This is a genomic window from Micromonospora sp. WMMA1947, from assembly GCF_027497355.1.
Taxonomy (GTDB): Bacteria; Actinomycetota; Actinomycetes; order Mycobacteriales; family Micromonosporaceae; genus Micromonospora.
In genome coordinates, this window is the sequence record NZ_CP114909.1 from 2,801,192 (window position 1) to 2,818,293 (window position 17,102).

Here is a 17,102-nt window from a genome sequence, read left to right on the forward strand (position 1 = left end):
CCTCGCTGCGCTCACTCATAGCGGATCCTCGGGTCGAGGACGGCGTAGAGCACGTCCACCACCAGGTTGGACAGCAGGTAGACCACGACGAGCACGCTGACGATGCCGACCACCAGGGGGCCGTCCTCGGTGCGGATGCCGCGGAACAGGTTGAAGCCGACGCCCGGGACGTTGAACACGCCCTCGGTGATGATCGCGCCGCCCATCAGGTTGCCCAGCTCGACGCCGAGGAAGGTGACCACCGGGATGAGCGAGTTGCGCAGCACGTGCACGCCGACGATCCGTCGCCGCGGCAGGCCCTTGGACCGGGCGGTCCGGACGTAGTCGGCGCGCAGGTTCTCGGTCACCGAGGTACGGGTCAGCCGCAGCGCGGTGGCCAGGGACAGCGAGCCGAGCACGATGCCGGGTAGCAGCAGCGCGTAGAAGGACGGCTGGGCGCCGGCGGTGGGCGGGAAGATCGGCCAGCGTACGCCGAGGAAGTACTGCGCCAGCGGGGCCAGCACGATGGTGGGGATGCCGAGCACCAGCAGTGTGAGTACGAGCGTGGCGTGGTCGAACACGCCGGAGCGCCGGATCGCGGCGATGACGCCCGCGGTGACCCCGAAGATCACGGTCACGGCCATCGCGATCACGGCGAGCTTCAGGGTGACCGGCCAGGCGGCGGCGAGGATGTCGCTGATCTGCCGCCCGGTCAGCGACTGCCCGAGGTCACCCCGGACCAGGCCGCCGAGGTAGTCGAAGTAGCGGTAGAAGAAGCCGCCGACACCTGTCGCGTCCAGGTGGTACTTCTCGGTCAGGTAGGCCCGCTGCGCGGCGGTCACCGGCCGCTCTCCGGCGAGGGCCTGGATCGGGTCTCCCTGCCCCGCGAACATCAGCGCGTACACGATCAGAGTGGTCCCGAAGAAGGCGAGGACCATCTGGAGCAGCCGCCGCAGGATGAACCGGAACATGCTGGCAAGTCTGCCGAAAGCGGCCGAAATGCGTGCCAATGCGAGGGCCGGGCCACCCGGTGGGGGTGGCCCGGCCCGTCAGCGGGGTGTCAGGCGCGTTCGATCTTCAGCAGGTCCACCCGGTCGAAGAGGTCCACGTGGACGTTCTTGACCTTGGTCGAGTGGCCGAAGTTGTTCTGCCCGTACCGGAGCGGGATCACCGGCATGTCCTGCGCGAGCAGGTCCTCCGCCGCCTGGTACTTCTTGATCGCCTCGTCCTCGGTCGCCGCGCGGGCGCCCTCGGCGAGCAGCTTGTCGAACTCCGGGTTGCTGTAGCCGTAGTAGTTCGACGAGCCGGTGCTGCTGTACAGCGGGCCGAGGTAGTTCTCCATGGACGGGTAGTCCATGACCCAGCCCATCCGGAACAGGCCGACCGGCTGCTTCTGCTTCAGCTTGGTCAGCAGGTCCGCGAACTTCGGCTCGGCGGTGCCGACGCACTCCACGTCCAGGTTGGCCTTGAGCTGGTTGCAGGTCGCGTCGATCCAGTCCTTGTGGCCGCCGTCGCCGTTGTAGGACAGCTCGATCTTCTTCGGGCCGCCCGCGGCCTCGTACGCGGCCTTGGCCTTGACCGGGTCGAACGCGCCCGCGGTGCCGATGGTGTTCTCCCGGTAACCGGCCACCACCGGCGAGACGAACGAGCGGGCCGGCTGCTGCGAGTCCTTGAAGATCGACTTGGTGATCTCGTCGCGGTCGATCGCCATCGAGATCGCCTTGCGCACCTCGGGCTTGCTGAACTCCTCCTGGAACGTCGGGAAGGCCAGCACCTGCAGCGACGAGGCGGGGCTCTGCTGGAAGCGGTCGCCCAGGTCGGTCGCGGCGGTGGACAGGTTCTCGGTCGGGATCGTCTTGATCACGTCGAGGTTGTCCGACAGCACGTCCGCGTACGCCGCGGTCGGCTGCTGGTAGATGCGGAACTCGACGCCGCCGACCTTGGGCTGCTGGCCCGGGAACGCGTCGTAGCGCTCCACCTCGACCTTGGCGTCGTGCTGCCAGCTGCCCTTCATCTTGAACGGGCCCTGGCCGATCGGCGCCTGCTCGTAGCCCTCGGCGAGCACGCCCGGCGCCGAGAAGGCCGCCTTGGGCAGCGGGTAGAAGGCGGTGTAGCCGAGCATGGACTTGAAGTCCACGTACGGCTGGCTGAGCGTCACGGTGAAGGTCAGGTCGTCGACCTTCTTCAGGCCGCTCATCGTCGTCGCCTTCGGGTTCTCGCCCTGCAGGTCGTCGTAGCCGGCCACCTTCTCGAAGAAGTAGCTGGAGTTCTGGCCGTTCGGCGCGTACGCGCCGTAGTTCCAGGCGTCGATGTAGTTGTCGGCGGTGACCTTCTCGCCGTTGTGGAAGGTGTAGCCGGGCTTCAGCTTGACCGTCCAGACCTTGTTGTCCGACGTCGTCACCGAGTCCGCCGCCACCTCGTGCGGCTTGTTCGCCTCGTCGTAGTCGACGAGCGGGCTGAACAGGGCCGACAGGACCTGGGAGCCGCTCGTCTCGTTGGTGTTTGTGGGCACCAGGTGCTGCGGCTCGGCGATCTCGATCCGCACGGCCGCGTCGGAGTCGCCGGCACCGCCGCCGCCACCGCCCGAGCCGCAGGCCGTCAGGCCCAGCGTCACCGCGAGCGGGAGCGCGGCCCAGGCCGCGAGCCTACGAACACGCATGGGGGTCTCCTCATCTCCTCACGCTGCGCGGTCGTCCCGACGCTGGGTGACTCTGCGCAACGAGCGGTAACGGTAGGTCGCGATCCGGCCGGTCGACAACATTCGCGTGGTCAATCGATGACGGATCGTGTTCGCCAGCCGTTGCCGCTGCCGGATCTGTCTGCTACGCGTGGACTTCACCAGGCCTTTTCTTCGCCGACGCTGAACCGATCAGAGCGCTACGGGTGGCCCTGGGGCGTCCGTCCCGATCGTCAGGTACCTGCCTCCAAGGGTGCTGACGGCCCGGCGCGTCACCGTGACTGGTCACTCTCGGTGATGTAACGCACGTTGCGCAGCGTGATCGTCAGCCGTCGTCGTCCGGGTCCGTCCGCGGCCGTGAGACGATCACGACGTGACGGCGACGATCCTGGACGGCAAGGCCACCGCGGCGGAGATCAAGGACGAGCTACGAGCCCGGGTCAAGGCGCTCGCGGAACGCGGCATCACCCCCGGCCTCGGCACGGTACTGGTCGGGGAGGATCCCGGCTCCCAGGCGTACGTCAACGGCAAGCACCGCGACTGCGCCGAGGTGGGCATCGCCTCGCTGCGGGTCGCGTTGCCGGCCGACGCCACCCAGGAGCAGCTCGACGCGGCGCTCGCCGAGCTGAACGCCGACCCGGCCTGCCACGGCTACATCGTCCAGCTCCCGCTCCCCGGCCACCTCGACACCCAGCGCGCGCTGGAGTCGATCGACCCGGACAAGGACGCCGACGGGCTGCACCCGGTCAACCTGGGCCGGCTCGTCCTCGGGTACGACGGGCCGCTGCCCTGCACCCCGCGCGGCATCGTGGAGCTGCTGCGCCGGCACGACGTGCCGCTGCGCGGCGCGAACGTGGCAGTCGTCGGCCGGGGCAACACGGTCGGCCGCCCGCTGGGCCTGCTGCTGACCCGGCGCAGCGAGAACGCCACCGTGACGCTCTGCCACACCGGCACGCTCGACCTGGCCGCGCACACCCGCGCCGCCGACGTCGTCATCGTCGCCGCCGGGGTGCCGGGCCTGCTCACCGCCGACATGATCAACCCGGGCGCGACGGTCGTGGACGTCGGCATCACGCGGGTCATCGGCGAGGACGGCAAGGGCCGCTACACCGGCGACGTGGACCCGGAGGTGGCCGAGGTCGTCGGCAAGCTGGTGCCGATGCCCGGCGGTGTCGGCCCGATGACCCGGGCGATGCTGCTGACGAACGTGGTCGAACGGGCCGAGCGGACCGCCTGACGCCCACGCAGGTCATAACCGTCCGCCCCTGGCCCGATCGGTGCCAGGATGGCTGATACGGTCCGGAAAACCGACTGGTATCAGGGAGTGGGACGACCATGGGTAAGAAGGTCACTGTCGTCGGCGCCGGCTTCTACGGCTCGACCACCGCACAGCGCCTGGCCGAGTACGACGTCTTCGACACCGTTGTGATCACCGACATCGTGGAGGGCAAGCCGGCGGGCCTCGCGCTCGACCTCAACCAGTCCCGCGCGGTCGAGGGCTTCGAGACCAAGGTCGTCGGCGTCACCACCGGCCCGAACGGCGAGGGCTACGACGCCATCGAGGGCTCGGACGTCGTCGTCATCACCGCCGGCCTGCCGCGCAAGCCGGGCATGAGCCGGATGGACCTGCTGGAGACCAACGCCAAGATCGTCCGGCAGGTCTCCGAGAACGTCGCCAAGTACGCCCCGAACGCCGTCGTCATCGTGGTGTCCAACCCGCTCGACGAGATGACCGCGCTGGCCCAGCTCGCCACCCAGTTCCCGAAGAACCGGGTGCTCGGCCAGGCCGGCATGCTCGACACCGCCCGCTTCACCAACTTCGTCGCCGAGGCGCTGAGCGTACCGGTGAAGTCGGTACGGACCCTGACGCTCGGCTCGCACGGCGACACCATGGTCCCGGTGCCGTCCAAGAGCACCGTGAACGGCAAGCCGCTGCGTGACGTCATGCCGGCCGAGCAGATCGAGGAGCTGGTCGTCAAGACCCGCAACGGTGGCGCCGAGGTCGTCGCGCTGCTCAAGACCGGTTCCGCGTACTACGCCCCGTCCGCCGCCGCGGCCCGGATGGCGAAGGCCGTGGCCGAGGACTCCGGCGCCGTCATGCCGGTCTGCGCCTGGGTAGACGGCGAGTACGGCATCTCCGGCGTCTACCTGGGCGTCGAGGCCGAGATCGGCGCCGAGGGCGTGAAGCGGGTCGTGGAGACCGACCTGGACGCCGACGAGCTGGCCGCGCTGAAGGAGGCCGCCGAGGCCGTCCGCGCCAAGCAGGGTGACGTCGCCAGCATGTGACGCCCGTCCCATCGCGTCGAAGGCCCGTCGGCTTCGCCGGCGGGCCTTCTGCCGTCCCGCCCGCGCCCGTCCCCCGTCCTCCCCGTCGATCATGAAGTTGACGGCGGAAAAGGAGATCAACTCACCGGCCAACCTCATGATCGACGGCGTGAGGCGCGGGTGTGGGGCGCGGGGTGGGGTGGGTGGTGAAGGGGGCGGTCAGGTGGGGGGTGGCCAGGACGGCGGGGGAGAGGGTTGCCAGCAGGTGCTGCCGGGAGCGGCGGGCCGTGGCCGGGTCCTCCTCGTGGGCGTACGCCAGCGCCGGGTCGACCAACTGGATCGCGTGCACCAGCAGGTCGCCGGTGACCAGGAGGCGCTCGTCGTCCGCCTCGACCAGCACCGACTGGTGACCCGGCGTGTGCCCGGGGGTGTGCAGCAGTCGTACCCCCGGGGTGAGGGGCGTGTCGCCGTCGACCACCCGCAGCCGGCCGGCGGCGCGCAACGGCCCCAGCAGCCGGGCCGGCAGGTCCGGGTGGAACAGCTCCAGCGCGTCCAGCTCGGCGCGCTGGATCAGATGATCCGCGTTCGGGAACAGCGCGCCGGCCCAGCCCACGTGGTCGGTGTGCAGGTGGGTGAGGACCACGGTGCGGACGTCGGCCGGGTCGATCCCGGCGGCGGCCAGCTCGGCCGGGAGCCGGCCCGGGACCGGCGCCCAGCTCGCGGCGAGCGAGCCGGCCGGGCCGATGCCGGCGTCGACAAGCGTGACCGGCCCGTCGCCGGCCCGCACCGCGAACGCGCGGAACCGCAGCCACCACCGGCCGTCGCCGGTGACGGCACCCGGGTCGAGCCGGTCGGCCGCCATCCAGTTCGCCGCCGTGGCGTCGGGAAACGCCTCGCCGCGGGGCTGGAAGAAGGGCCCCTCGCCGTCGGCCAGCGCGGTGACCGTGATAGACCCGAGGGTGCGGCTGTGCGGCATCGGACGATGATGCCAGCGGCCCGAGGCGCGGCGCAGCCCGCTTTTCCGGCGGCCCACCCGGGCCGCCTGGGGACTGCCGGCCAGTTTCCAGTACGCTCGTACTGCTTGAGCACGTGTCCCCCGAGAGGAGCGCCGGCCGATGGCGAAGATCAAGGTAAACAACCCGGTCGTGGAGATCGACGGCGACGAGATGACCCGGATCATCTGGAAGCAGATCCGGGAGCAGCTGATCCTGCCCTACCTCGACGTCGACCTGCACTACTACGACCTGTCGATCCAGCACCGTGACGCCACCGACGACCAGGTCACCGTCGACGCCGCCAACGCCATCAAGGAGCACGGCGTCGGCGTCAAGTGCGCCACCATCACCCCGGACGAGGCCCGGGTGGAGGAGTTCGGCCTGAAGAAGATGTGGCGGTCGCCCAACGGCACCATCCGCAACATCCTCGGCGGCGTGGTCTTCCGCGAGCCGATCATCATGTCGAACGTGCCGCGGCTCGTCCCGGGCTGGACCAAGCCGATCATCATCGGCCGGCACGCGCACGGCGACCAGTACAAGGCCACCGACTTCGTCGTTCCCGGCCCGGGCACGGTGACCATCACCTACACCCCGGCCGACGGCGGCACCCCGATGGAGATGGAGGTCGCCAACTTCCCCGGCGGCGGCATCGCCATGGGCATGTACAACTACGACGAGTCGATCCGGGACTTCGCCCGCGCCTCGTTCCGGTACGGCCTGGACCGCAACTACCCGGTCTACATGTCCACCAAGAACACCATCCTCAAGGCGTACGACGGCCGGTTCAAGGACATCTTCGCCGAGGTGTTCGAGAACGAGTTCAAGGCCGAGTTCGACGCCGCCGGCCTCACCTACGAGCACCGGCTGATCGACGACATGGTCGCCGCCGCGCTCAAGTGGGAGGGCGGGTACGTCTGGGCCTGCAAGAACTACGACGGTGACGTGCAGTCCGACACCGTCGCGCAGGGCTTCGGCTCGCTCGGCCTGATGACCTCCGTGCTGCTCTCCCCGGACGGCCGCACCGTCGAGGCGGAGGCCGCGCACGGCACCGTCACCCGGCACTACCGGCAGTACCAGAAGGGCGAGAAGACCTCGACCAACCCGATCGCCTCGATCTACGCCTGGACCCGGGGCCTGGCCCACCGGGGCAAGCTGGACGGCACCCCGGCGGTCACCGAGTTCGCGAACACGCTGGAGAAGGTCATCGTGGACACCGTCGAGGGCGGCCAGATGACCAAGGACCTCGCGCTGCTCATCTCGCGGGACGCCCCGTGGCTGACCACCGACGAGTTCATGAACGCGCTCGACGAGAACCTGGCGCGCAAGCTCGCCGCCTGAGTGTAAGGAAGGGCCCCTTCTTAACGCCTCGCGTTGTAGAAGGGGCCCTTTTTAACACCTCGGGCCGGTCGGGACGGGCGTGACTTCGCCCGGTGCGCCCTCGTTGACAGAGTGGACGAGATGCCAGTCGCGTCCAGGAAGGTGGGCCGTGGCCGTGCGCCGGCCGGCCGACCTTCGTGGCTGCTCAGCGCAGCCAGCCGTCCCTTCCCTGCGGGGGGTCCTGTCCCGGGCCCCCCGCGCCCCCATGCGCGCGCCGCGGTGGTTAAGAAGGGGCCCTTCCTCTACCGCAGGCGTTAATAAGGGGCCCTTCCTTTCACGCGGTGCGGAGCAGTTCGGCGGCGCGCTCGGGGGCGATGTCGTTGATGAACACGCCCATGCCGGACTCCGACCCGGCCAGGTACTTCAGCTTGTCCTTGGCCCGCCGGATGCTGAACAGCTGCAGGTGCAGGTGGCCCAGCTCCCTGTCGATCCGTACCGGCGCCTGGTGCCAGGCCGCGATGTACGGCATGGGCAGGTCGAACAGCCCGTCGAAGCGGCGCAGCAGGTCCAGGTAGAGCGGCCCGAACGCGTCCCGCTCGGCGTCGTCGAGCGCCGGGATGTCCGGCACCGGCCGGTGCGGCGCCACGTGCACCTCGAACGGCCAGCGGGCCGCCGCCGGTACGTACGCGGTCCAGTGCTCGTTGCTCGTCACCACCCGTTCCCCGGCGGCGCGCTCGGCGGCCAGCACGTCGGCGTAGAGGTTGCCCCCGGTGCGGTCGGCGTGCCGCCGGGCGGCGGCGAGCATGGTCCGGGTGCGCGGCGTGACGAAGGGGTACGCGTAGATCTGCCCGTGCGGGTGGTGCAGCGTCACTCCGATCTCCACGCCGCGGTTCTCGAACGGGAAGACCTGCTCCACGCCGGGCAGCGCGCTCAGCGCCGTGGTGCGGTCGGCGAGCGCGTCCAGCACCGTTCGCACCCGTCGCGGCGAGAGGCGGGCGAAGGAAGCGTTGTGGTCGTCGGTGAAGCAGACCACCTCGCACTTTCCGCGGCCGGGGCGTACCGGGGTGAACGGCGTGATCTCGGCCGGCTCGTCGGCCACCCGCTGGCTCAGCGAGGGGAACCGGTTCTCGAAGACCACCACGTCGTAGTCGGGCGCCGGGATCTCGCTGTGCCGGTCACCGCGGGACGGGCAGAGCGGACACTGGTCGGCCGGGGGCAGGAACGTGCGGGTCTGGCGGTGCACCGCCACCGCCACCCACTCGTCGGTCAGTGGGTCGTACCGCAGCTGCGAGGCGGGCGGGGGAGGGGGCAGGTCCCGCCGGTCCGGCTGGTCGCGGACCGCGTCGTCCCGCTCGTCGAAGTAGATCAGCTCGCGGCCGTCGGCCAGTGCGATCTGCGTACGCTTCACTCCGCCCCCCTCGTCGTGGGCACCGTCACCAGCTCGCCCACCCTGTCCTCGAGTACCCGTCGGGCCTCGGGTGCCAACCGGTCGTCGGTGACCAGCACGTCCGCCGCGTCCAGCGGCACGATCGACGAGATGCCGACGGTGCCCCACTTGGTGTGGTCGGCGAGCACCACCAGGCGGTCCGCCGCGGCCACGAGCGCCCGGTTCGTGTCCGCCTCCATCAGGTTGGGCGTGGTGAAACCGGCCCGTTCGCTGATCCCGTGCACGCCGAGGAAGAGCAGGTCCAGGTGGAGCGCGGCGATCGCGGCCACGGCGAGCGGGCCGACGAGCGCGTCCGACGGGGTGCGGACGCCGCCGGTGAGCACCACCGTCTGGTCCGGCCGGCCACCGACGTGCAGGGCCTCCGCCACCGGAAGCGAGTTCGTGACCACTGTGAGGCCGGGCACGTCGACCAGTCGCCGGGCCAGTTCGGCGGTGGTGGTGCCGGCGGAGAGCGCGATGGCGGCGCCGGGCCGGACCAGTCCCGCGGCGTGCTCGGCGATGGCGGCCTTCTCGGCGGACTGGCGGACGGACTTGGCGTGGAAGCCGGGCTCGTCGGTGGAGCCGGGACCGGCCGGTGTCGCGCCGCCGTGCACCTTGGCGAGCAGGCCCGCCTCGTGCAGCGTGTCCAGGTCGCGCCGGATGGTCATGTCGGAGACGCCGAACTCGGCCGCCAGCTCGGTGACCCGGACGCCACCGGCGCGGCGCAGTCGTTCCAGGATGGCCGTCTGCCGCTGCCGCGCCAGCATCCCCGGCTCACCTCCGCGCCTCACCGACTCACGTGGGCACTCCACGCGGTCGAACGTGTTCCAACAAAGACGAACACTACCGCGCAACGAGGGGTGATGCGAGACCGCCGCCGTCCGGAAGGCCGGACGACGGCGGTCTAGGTGCTCACAGGCCGGACGCGTCCGGCGGCCGGAGGTCAGGCGGGCTGGAGGCGGGGCTCCACCCAGCCGGTCTCGGTGAGGTGCTCCATCACCTTCCCGATGGCCTCCTCGACGCTCAGATCCGAGGTGTCCACCACCAGGTCGGCGTCGGTGGGCTCCTCGTACGGGTCGTCGATGCCGGTCATCCCGGTGATCAGACCGGCCCGGGCGCGGGCGTACAGGCCCTTGCGGTCGCGCTGCTCACAGACCGCCAGCGGCGTCGCCACGTGGACCAGCAGGAACCCCGCCCCGGCCGTCTCGGCCATCTCCCGGGCGGTTGCGCGGGCCGCCGCGTACGGCGCGATCGGGCAGCAGATGCCGACGCCCCGGTGCCGGGCGATCTCCGCGGCCACCCAGCCGATCCGGCGGACGTTGAGGTCCCGGTCGGCCTTGCTGAATCCCAGCCCGGCGGAGAGTTCGCGCCGCACCACGTCGCCGTCGAGCAGCGTGATCGTGCGGTCGCCCTGCTCGCGGAGCACGTCGGCCAGCCCACGGGCGATCGTCGACTTGCCCGAGCCGGACAGCCCGGTCAGGAAGATCACCAGGCCCCGGTGCCGCCGCGGCGGGCGCGCCCGGGTCAGTTCCTTCGCCACCGCCGGCGGCGTGTGCCACTCGGGCAGCGGGAACCCCCGGTCCAGCAGGTCGTCGATCTCCTGCGTGCTCAGCGCCAGCCGCCGGTTGCGGGGCGGGATGTCCTCGCGCCAGCGCCACTGCCCGTCCCGGTTGTCGTAGGCCAGCTCGCGCGGCACCAGCACGCGCAGGCCGGCGCCGGAGAGCATGCCCTCGGTGGAGAGCAGGTGGGTCACCCCGTACGCGGCGGCGACCCGGGCCCGCAGCAACGCGTCGCTGATCTCGTCGCGTCGCCGGGCCAGCGGCACCGCCACGAGCGTGGCCGGGGGCATCCGGTCACGCGCGGCGAACACGCTGCGCACCAGCGCCTCGGCCGGCAGCCCGGCGATCGACTCCTCGCCGATCGGGATCATCACCAGCAGGTGCGCGCCGAGCGTCCGGGCCGCGTGCGCGATCTGCGCGAGCTGGGGCCGGTGCAGCGGGCGGTCGGCGAACACGCCGAGCACCCGGCCCGGCGGCAGCAGTCCGCGTACCTCGTCGGGGCCGCGCCGCAGCCGCTGGAACGGCCCGTGGCCGCCGTCGCCCAGGCGGCGTACCGCGCCGCCGACACCCACCATGCCCTCGCGGCCCGGCCAGACGTCGGTCACGTCCATCGCCGCCACGGGTGCGCCCTCACCGTCGGTGAGCACCACCGCACGGCGGGTCGGGTCGGCCGGGTCCAGCCCGTCGGCGAGCGCCGCCGGCACCTGGAGCGTCACCGGCACCGGCCACGGCGTGCCGTCGGCCAGCCGGCCGCGCCGGTTCAGCGAGGCCAGGTCGGCCCGGCTCATGAAACCGGTGAGCGGTGCGTACGCCCCACTCAGCAACAACTGGAGATCGGCCAGCTCAGCGGGCCTGGGCGCGTACGACGGCGCATCCCGCAGAACGTCCTCGGGCAGCAGCCACCCGTTGCTCATCGAACCCCCAACTCACCGGCCGGCACACAGTTTCGCAGCCCACCGGCGATCGGTCGAGAGCGCCACCCGGCCTCCCGGTGATCGCGTGTCCGGCGGCGGTGCCGAAGGCGAACCGGGGTCATCGAATCCTAACGGCGAGCGGCGGCCGGCCGATCGTGCGAACGGCTGCCGGCGCGCGCCGACCGGCCGAGCGCCCGGTCCCGGATCCGCCGGACCGCGCGACGGAGCCGGGACCGGAGCCGGCGCGGGTCCTCCACCCGGGGCAGGCCGCCGTCGGCCGGGCAGCGCACCACGATCGGCAGGCGGGCGTCCAGCGCCCAGCCGGCCTGGATCACCCGGGCCCGGACCTCCCAGGTGCCCCGGGTCCGGCCACCGTTGAGTGTCGCGAAGTCGACGGTGGCGGTGCTGCGGTGGCGCACCTCGCCGGCCTCGGCCCGCTCGGTGGTGGCGGCCACCGGCAGGAAGAACTCCTCCCGGGTCTCCCGCCGGCGGACGACGACATCGGTCCTCGCCCCGCCCGCCCGCATCACGACCCCGGCCGGTACCGCGTCGGCCACCGGGAGCACCGGCAGCCCCTGGTCGTCGAAGCGCAGCGGCTCGTCACCCGCCCGCAGGCCGGCGGAGACGGCGACCGTCAGCGTCCGCCCGTCGATCCTCCAGCTGTCGACGGCGGCGTGCGGCCGGACGCTCACCTCCCACTCCGCCAGCCGGCGCAGGTCCGCCACCCGGCCCTGCGCGGCGAGGTGCGCGATCACCTGGAACATCGGCGGGAGCCCGGCGACCGCCTCCGGCGGGAAGCGCTCCTCGACGAGCCGGCCCACCTCGCCGGCCACCTGGTCGGCCCACTGCTCCGGCGCGCTCAGCAGGGTCTGCCCGCGCAGCCGGCTCAGCATCTCCTTGCGCAGCCAGCGCCGCTGCAGGCGGAGGCGGGTCGCGGCGGGCGACTGGTTCGCGTCCACGATGTCCAGCGCCTCCCGCAGCGCCGCGTAGTACTCGGCCGGGTCCATCCGGGTGGCGGTGACGTTGCCCGCGTCCGCCCGGCGGACGTGGTGGTAGCAGGGGTGGTCGGCCAGCACGCAGACGCGCCCGGCCAGCAGGTAGGCCGCCGCCATCAGCCGGTGGTCCTCCAGGCGGCGCGGGTGGCCCTCCGGGAACCGCAGCCCGTGCCGGTCCAGGAAGGACCGCCGGAACAGCGCGTGGCAGGTCATGCTGTCGGCCAGTGGCGCGTCCGCCAGCGTGACGCCGAACCGGTTCTCCCGGAACAGCTCCCGCGGTACGCCCCGCCGGTGCCCGACCATCCGCCCGATGACGATGTCCGCGTCGTGATCGCGGGCGCAGGCGTGCAGGCGGGCCAGCGCGTCGTCGCCGAACCAGTCGTCGTCGTCGGCGAAGAAGACGTACTCGCCGCGCGCCTCCTCCAGCCCTCTGTTGCGCGGGTGCGACGGCCAGCCCGAGTGCTCCAGGTGCAGCACCCGTACGTGCGGGTCGGCGGCGGCCAGCTCGTCCAGGCGCTGCGGGGTGCCGTCGGTCGATCCGTCGTCGGCGAAGATCACCTCGTACGAACCGGGCGGCAGCCCCTGCTTCGGCAGCGACGCGACGAGCGGATCGAGGTTCGCGCCGCAGTTGTACGCGGGCACCACCACGCTCACCATCGGCCGGTCCGTATCGTCGGTCATGCCGCCCCCCCGTCGAGTCGCCTCACCCGGTGGCAGCATCCCGGAGCGGTCGCCGCCCCGCTACCCCGTCCCGTCACCAGGAGGCCCGGAGGCCCGGAGGCCCGGACGCCACCTAGGGGCCGCAACGGCCGAGGATCAGGGGATCGCAGGGGTCAGGACGGGCTCCGGCGAGGCATCCGAGTTCTACGCTGAACGGCGTGACACTGCTCGCGACCGAGTCGCTGACCAAGACGTACGGAGGCCGGGTCACCGCGTTGGCCGACCTCACCGTGTCGGTCGAGCCGGGGATCATCGGGCTGGTGGGCGCGAACGGCGCCGGCAAGTCCACTCTGATCAAGATCCTGCTGGGTCTGCTCCCGCCGACCAGCGGCCGGGTACAGGTGCTCGGCCTCGACCCCACCACCGACCCGGCCGCGGTCCGCGCCCGGGTCGGCTACATGCCCGAGCACGACGCCCTCCCGCCCGACCTGTCCGCCGCCGAGCTGGTCACCCACCTGGGCCGGATCAGCGGGCTGCCGCGCACCGTCGCCCGGGAACGGGCCTCCGAGGCGCTGCGCCACGTCGGTCTGCACGAGGAGCGGCACCGGGCCGTCGGTGGCTACTCCACCGGCATGAAGCAGCGGGTCAAGCTCGCCCAGGCGCTCGTACACGATCCCGACCTGCTGTTGCTCGACGAGCCGACGAACGGCCTCGACCCGGCCGGCCGGGACGCCATGCTCGCGCTGATCCACCGGATCGGCACCGAGTTCGGCATCTCGGTGGTGGTCTGCTCGCACCTGCTCGGCGAGGTGGAGCGGATCTGCGACACGCTCGTCGCCATCGACGGCGGGCGGCTGCTGCGCGCCGACCGGGTGTCCGCCATGACCACGGCCACCGACGTGCTCGCCGTCGAGGTGAGCGAGGGCACGGAGGAACTGGCCGCCCGGCTCACCGCGCTCGACCTGCCGGTGACCCGCGACGGGCGGCTGTTGCTCGTCCCGCTCGCCGACGACGCCACCTACGACCAGATCCTCGGCGCGGTCGCCGAGCTGGACCTGCCGCTGCACCGGCTGGACCAGCGACGGCACCGGGTGGCCGAACTCTTCGCCGCGAGGGAGCCCAGCCATGTCTGACGCGACCGGGGTCATCCACGACATCGGCTACCAGCGCTACACCGGCCCGCGGCTCGGCCGCCGGCAGGTCTTCGGCGCGCTCTACCTGCACGGCGTGCGTACCGTCTTCGGGCTGGGCCGCAGCGCCAAGGCCAAGATCTTCCCGTGGCTGGTGGTTTCCGTGGTCACCGTGGTGGCCGCCGGTGTCACAGCGGTGCGCAGCCAGATCGGCGAGGTGGTGATGACGTACGCCCAGTTCGCCGACGCGATGAGCTGGCTGGTCATCTTCTTCGCCGCGGTGGCCGCGCCCGAGCTGGTCTCCCGCGACCTGCGCAGCGGCGTGCTTCCGCTGTACTTCTCCCGGCCGCTGCCGCGCGGCGACTACGCGCTGTCCAAGCTGCTGGCGCTCGTCACCGCGCTCTGGCTGCTGCTCGGCGGCCCGCAGCTGGTGATGTTCCTCGGCGCCGCGTTCACCACGAACCGGGGTATCGGCGGGGTGTGGGACGAACTGCTCGACCTGCTGCCCGGGCTGCTCTACGCCGGGCTCTGGGCGGTGGTGTTCGCCTCGATCGCCCTGCTCGTCGCCTCGCTCACCGGCAAGCGCGCGTTCGCGGCCGGCGGCATCGTGGCGGTCTTCCTGATGACCACGCCGGTGGTCGGCGTGCTGTCCATCCTGCCCTCGCAGACGATCAACGAGCTGGCCTTCGTGGCCTCCCCGCCGACGCTCGTCGGCGGCGTGGGCAACTGGGCGCTCGGCGACCGGCTGACCCAGGGACGCGGCGGCATGCCGATCGGCGACTTCGGACCGGTCTACGCCGTGGCCGCCGTGCTGCTGGTCGCCGCCTGCGTCAGCCTGCTGCTCCTGCGATACCGGAAGGTGGCCGCCCGATGACGGCGATCAGCACCCAGTCGACGGCCGGCGCGCCCGCCGCCGCGACGAGCACGCTCGACCTGGCGGGCGTGTCCCGCTGGTACGGCAACGTGGTGGCGGTGAACGACGTCACCATGCGGCTCGGTCCCGGCGTGACCGGTCTGCTCGGCCCCAACGGCGCCGGCAAGACCACGCTGCTGCACATGATGGCGGGCTTCCTGTCCCCGTCGCGCGGCACCGTCACGCTGGACGGGGAGCCGACCTGGCGCAACCCCGCCGTCTACCGGCGGCTCGGCCTGGTCAGCGAGCGCGAGGCGGTGCACACGTTCCTCAGCGCGTACGAGTTCGTGCTCGCCAGCGCGAAGCTGCACCGGCTGCCCGACCCGGAGGCCGCCACCCGGCGGGCGATCGAACTGGTCGAGATGGAAGACGCGCAGACCCGCCGGATCGGCACCTACTCCAAGGGCATGCGGCAGCGCACCCGGGTCGCCGCCGCGCTCGTGCACGATCCGCAGGTGCTGCTGCTCGACGAGCCGTTCAACGGGATGGACCCGCGCCAGCGGCTGCACATGATGGCGCTGCTGCACCGCCTCGGCGACGCGGGACGGACCATCCTGTTCAGCTCGCACATCCTTGAGGAGGTCGAGCAGGTCTCCGGCACGGTCCAGGTGATGGTGGCCGGCCGGCTCGCCGCTTCCGGCGACTACCGGACCATCCGCCGCCTGATGACCAACCGGCCGCACGTCTTCGCGGTCCGCTCCACCGACGACCGGGCGCTGGCGGTGGCGCTGATGGCCGAGGCGTCGGTCTCCGGCGTCGAGCTGGACCGTACCGGCCTGACGGTCAAGGCCGGCGACTACGGCGCGTTCACCCGGGCACTGCCCCGGATCGCGCTCCGGCACGGCATCCGGGTCCGGCAGCTCCTGCCGGAGGACGAGTCGCTGGAGAGCGTCTTCTCGTATCTGGTGGAGGCATGATGTCGACAGTCACCTGGATCACCGCGCGTGGCCTGTTCGGCCGGAGCCGGTTCCTCATGCTGCTGCCGTTGCCGCTGGTCCTGATCGGCTTGGCGGTGCTGTGCCGGTCGCTCGGCGTCGACCCCGGTGAGTGGGGCCCGCCGGTGCTCGTCGGCCTCGGGCTCGCGGTGGTGCTGCCGGTGGTGGCGCTGATCGTGGGCACCGGCGTGCTCGGCGCGGAGATCGACGACGGCACCGTCGTGCACATTCTCACCAAGCCGCTGCCGCGTTGGCAGATCGTGCTGCCGAAGCTGGCGGTCGCGGCCGGCGTCACAGCGGTCACCGTCGGCATCCCGATCTACGTCGCGGGCGTGCTCGCCGATTCGGTACGCCTCGGACTCGCTCTGGTCGCCGCCTCGGCGGCGGGCGCGCTGGCGTACTCGGCGCTGTTCCTGGCGCTGAGCCTGGTGACCCGGCGGCCGGTGCTGCTCGGCCTGGTCTACGTGCTGATCTGGGAAGGGCTGCTGGGCCGGTTCGTCGGCGGCACCCGGGTGCTGTCGATCCAGCAGTGGGTGATCGCCCTGGCCGACCGGATGGCGCCGACGCCGCTGCTCGGCACCACCGTCTCGGTGCCGGTGGCGGCGGTGCTCACCGCCCTGGTGGCGGTCGGGTTCACCGTGCTGGCGATCGACCGCCTGCGCTCGTTCAGCGTGGCCGGCGAGACGAGCTGAACTGCGGGGCGGAACCCGTTCTCCGGTACGAGCGCCGGAAAACGGGTTCTGCCCCGCCGTGTCCGGTCTGTTAGTTTGCGGCGGCTACGCACACCGACACGGGGAGAACACCTTGCGTTCAGCTCGCCTCGCCCTGCTGGCTCCGGCCGCGGTGGCGATGATCGTCATGTCCGGCTGCGGCGACGACGAGGAGACGCCCTCGGCCGGGTCGGCGGCGCCCTCCGCCCCGGCTGCCACGTCCGTTCCGCCGGTGACGCCGGCCCCGGTGGGCCTCGACGAGGCCACCCGGAAGACCTGCGCGACGGCGGAGAAGGACATCACGGCCGCGCTGAAGGAGGTGGCCGAGGCGGAGAAGATCGGCCCGCCGGCCGGCCACTCGGCGGTCAGCGCCCAGTACTCCGCGGGCGCGGCCACGCTCTACACGCACGCCTTCACCAGCAGCGACGAGGTGAACGCCGCGGTGAAGGGGGTCGCCACGGCCATGACCGACCTCGCCGACACCTGGGCCAAGGCGCCGGGCAAGGCGCCGAGCAAGGCGGATCTGACCACCGCCCGGGACAAGCTCAAGGCGGCCTGCGCGGCCGACTGAGGCACGCACCGCCGCCGGCCTTTCGGGGTGTTGAGAAGGGCCCCTTCAACAACGCG

General features: G+C 71.9%; 15 protein-coding genes. 8 read left to right on the top strand and 7 right to left on the bottom strand.

The genetic code is table 11. From position 1 onward, the window contains the following. Positions 1-11: 11 nt before the first annotated feature. Together O7604_RS13525 and O7604_RS13530 are read right to left on the bottom strand one after the other, a co-directional pair. Positions 12-950 (bottom strand): ABC transporter permease, encoded by a 939-nt coding sequence (locus O7604_RS13525; RefSeq protein WP_269704100.1) that lies wholly within the window; start codon positions 948-950, stop codon positions 12-14. An 89-nt stretch (positions 951-1,039) separates the two neighbouring features. Next, complete coding sequence (locus O7604_RS13530) at positions 1,040-2,638, bottom strand: ABC transporter substrate-binding protein (RefSeq protein WP_269704101.1); 1,599 nt, start codon at positions 2,636-2,638, stop codon at positions 1,040-1,042. A 391-nt stretch (positions 2,639-3,029) separates the two neighbouring features. On the opposite strand from O7604_RS13530, the gene O7604_RS13535 reads away from it, so the two are divergent. Both O7604_RS13535 and mdh read left to right on the top strand, forming a co-directional pair. Beyond that, positions 3,030-3,893 (top strand): bifunctional methylenetetrahydrofolate dehydrogenase/methenyltetrahydrofolate cyclohydrolase, encoded by an 864-nt coding sequence (locus tag O7604_RS13535; protein WP_269704102.1) that lies wholly within the window; start codon positions 3,030-3,032, stop codon positions 3,891-3,893. Between the two features lie 98 nt (positions 3,894-3,991). Beyond that, positions 3,992-4,942 (top strand): malate dehydrogenase, encoded by a 951-nt coding sequence (mdh, locus tag O7604_RS13540; protein WP_120573187.1) that lies wholly within the window; start codon positions 3,992-3,994, stop codon positions 4,940-4,942. Between the two features lie 121 nt (positions 4,943-5,063). Here the strand turns inward: mdh and O7604_RS13545 are convergent, their stop codons facing one another. Continuing rightward, entirely contained in the window at positions 5,064-5,897 is an 834-nt protein-coding gene (locus O7604_RS13545) for an MBL fold metallo-hydrolase (RefSeq protein WP_281579780.1), read from the bottom strand. A 139-nt stretch (positions 5,898-6,036) separates the two neighbouring features. Between O7604_RS13545 and O7604_RS13550 the strand changes: the two genes are divergently transcribed. After that, positions 6,037-7,254 carry an NADP-dependent isocitrate dehydrogenase gene (locus O7604_RS13550; protein ID WP_120573189.1) on the top strand — a complete coding sequence of 406 codons (1,218 nt, stop codon included), beginning with the start codon at positions 6,037-6,039 and terminating at the stop codon, positions 7,252-7,254. Between the two features lie 313 nt (positions 7,255-7,567). On the opposite strand, the gene galT is transcribed toward O7604_RS13550, so the two are convergent. From galT to O7604_RS13570, 4 genes are all read right to left on the bottom strand, one after another. Then, on the bottom strand, positions 7,568-8,641 hold the full coding sequence (galT, locus tag O7604_RS13555; RefSeq protein WP_281579781.1) for a galactose-1-phosphate uridylyltransferase: 1,074 nt from the start codon (positions 8,639-8,641) through the stop codon (positions 7,568-7,570). Then, on the bottom strand, positions 8,638-9,426 hold the full coding sequence (locus tag O7604_RS13560) for a DeoR/GlpR family DNA-binding transcription regulator (RefSeq protein WP_281579782.1): 789 nt from the start codon (positions 9,424-9,426) through the stop codon (positions 8,638-8,640). The genes galT and O7604_RS13560 overlap by 4 nt, the downstream gene beginning before the upstream one ends. Positions 9,427-9,602: 176 nt before the next feature. After that, positions 9,603-11,132, bottom strand: a complete 1,530-nt coding sequence (gene cysC, locus O7604_RS13565) for an adenylyl-sulfate kinase (protein ID WP_281579783.1) — start codon at positions 11,130-11,132, stop codon at positions 9,603-9,605. A 128-nt stretch (positions 11,133-11,260) separates the two neighbouring features. After that, positions 11,261-12,808 (bottom strand): glycosyltransferase, encoded by a 1,548-nt coding sequence (locus O7604_RS13570; protein WP_281579784.1) that lies wholly within the window; start codon positions 12,806-12,808, stop codon positions 11,261-11,263. Between the two features lie 197 nt (positions 12,809-13,005). Between O7604_RS13570 and O7604_RS13575 the strand changes: the two genes are divergently transcribed. The 5 genes from O7604_RS13575 (at position 13,006) to O7604_RS13595 (ending at position 17,046) form a co-directional block, all read left to right on the top strand. Beyond that, positions 13,006-13,920 carry an ABC transporter ATP-binding protein gene (locus O7604_RS13575; RefSeq protein ID WP_013288493.1) on the top strand — a complete coding sequence of 305 codons (915 nt, stop codon included), beginning with the start codon at positions 13,006-13,008 and terminating at the stop codon, positions 13,918-13,920. Beyond that, a complete protein-coding gene (locus O7604_RS13580; RefSeq protein ID WP_281579785.1) occupies positions 13,913-14,791 on the top strand; it encodes an ABC transporter permease subunit in 879 nt (292 codons plus the stop codon). Before O7604_RS13575 ends, O7604_RS13580 begins: the two co-directional genes overlap by 8 nt. Further along, complete coding sequence (locus tag O7604_RS13585; protein ID WP_269704109.1) at positions 14,788-15,747, top strand: ABC transporter ATP-binding protein; 960 nt, start codon at positions 14,788-14,790, stop codon at positions 15,745-15,747. Before O7604_RS13580 ends, O7604_RS13585 begins: the two co-directional genes overlap by 4 nt. Beyond that, entirely contained in the window at positions 15,747-16,457 is a 711-nt protein-coding gene (locus O7604_RS13590; RefSeq protein WP_269704110.1) for an ABC transporter permease, read from the top strand. The genes O7604_RS13585 and O7604_RS13590 overlap by 1 nt, the downstream gene beginning before the upstream one ends. A gap of 151 nt (positions 16,458-16,608) precedes the next feature. Then, entirely contained in the window at positions 16,609-17,046 is a 438-nt protein-coding gene (locus O7604_RS13595; RefSeq protein WP_332367330.1) for a hypothetical protein, read from the top strand. Positions 17,047-17,102: the final 56 nt, after the last annotated feature.

Bases quoted from the DNA above. Each gene is read 5' to 3' on its own strand.
- O7604_RS13525 (WP_269704100.1), bottom strand. From the start codon at position 950: ATGTTCCGGTTCATCCTGCGGCGGCTGCTCCAGATGGTCCTCGCCTTC.
- O7604_RS13530 (WP_269704101.1), bottom strand. From the start codon at position 2,638: ATGCGTGTTCGTAGGCTCGCGGCCTGGGCCGCGCTCCCGCTCGCGGTG.
- mdh (WP_120573187.1), top strand. From the start codon at position 3,992: ATGGGTAAGAAGGTCACTGTCGTCGGCGCCGGCTTCTACGGCTCGACC.
- O7604_RS13545 (WP_281579780.1), bottom strand. From the start codon at position 5,897: ATGCCGCACAGCCGCACCCTCGGGTCTATCACGGTCACCGCGCTGGCC.
- O7604_RS13550 (WP_120573189.1), top strand. From the start codon at position 6,037: ATGGCGAAGATCAAGGTAAACAACCCGGTCGTGGAGATCGACGGCGAC.
- O7604_RS13560 (WP_281579782.1), bottom strand. From the start codon at position 9,426: ATGCTGGCGCGGCAGCGGCAGACGGCCATCCTGGAACGACTGCGCCGC.
- cysC (WP_281579783.1), bottom strand. From the start codon at position 11,132: ATGAGCAACGGGTGGCTGCTGCCCGAGGACGTTCTGCGGGATGCGCCG.
- O7604_RS13570 (WP_281579784.1), bottom strand. From the start codon at position 12,808: ATGACCGACGATACGGACCGGCCGATGGTGAGCGTGGTGGTGCCCGCG.
- O7604_RS13580 (WP_281579785.1), top strand. From the start codon at position 13,913: ATGTCTGACGCGACCGGGGTCATCCACGACATCGGCTACCAGCGCTAC.
- O7604_RS13585 (WP_269704109.1), top strand. From the start codon at position 14,788: ATGACGGCGATCAGCACCCAGTCGACGGCCGGCGCGCCCGCCGCCGCG.
- O7604_RS13590 (WP_269704110.1), top strand. From the start codon at position 15,747: ATGTCGACAGTCACCTGGATCACCGCGCGTGGCCTGTTCGGCCGGAGC.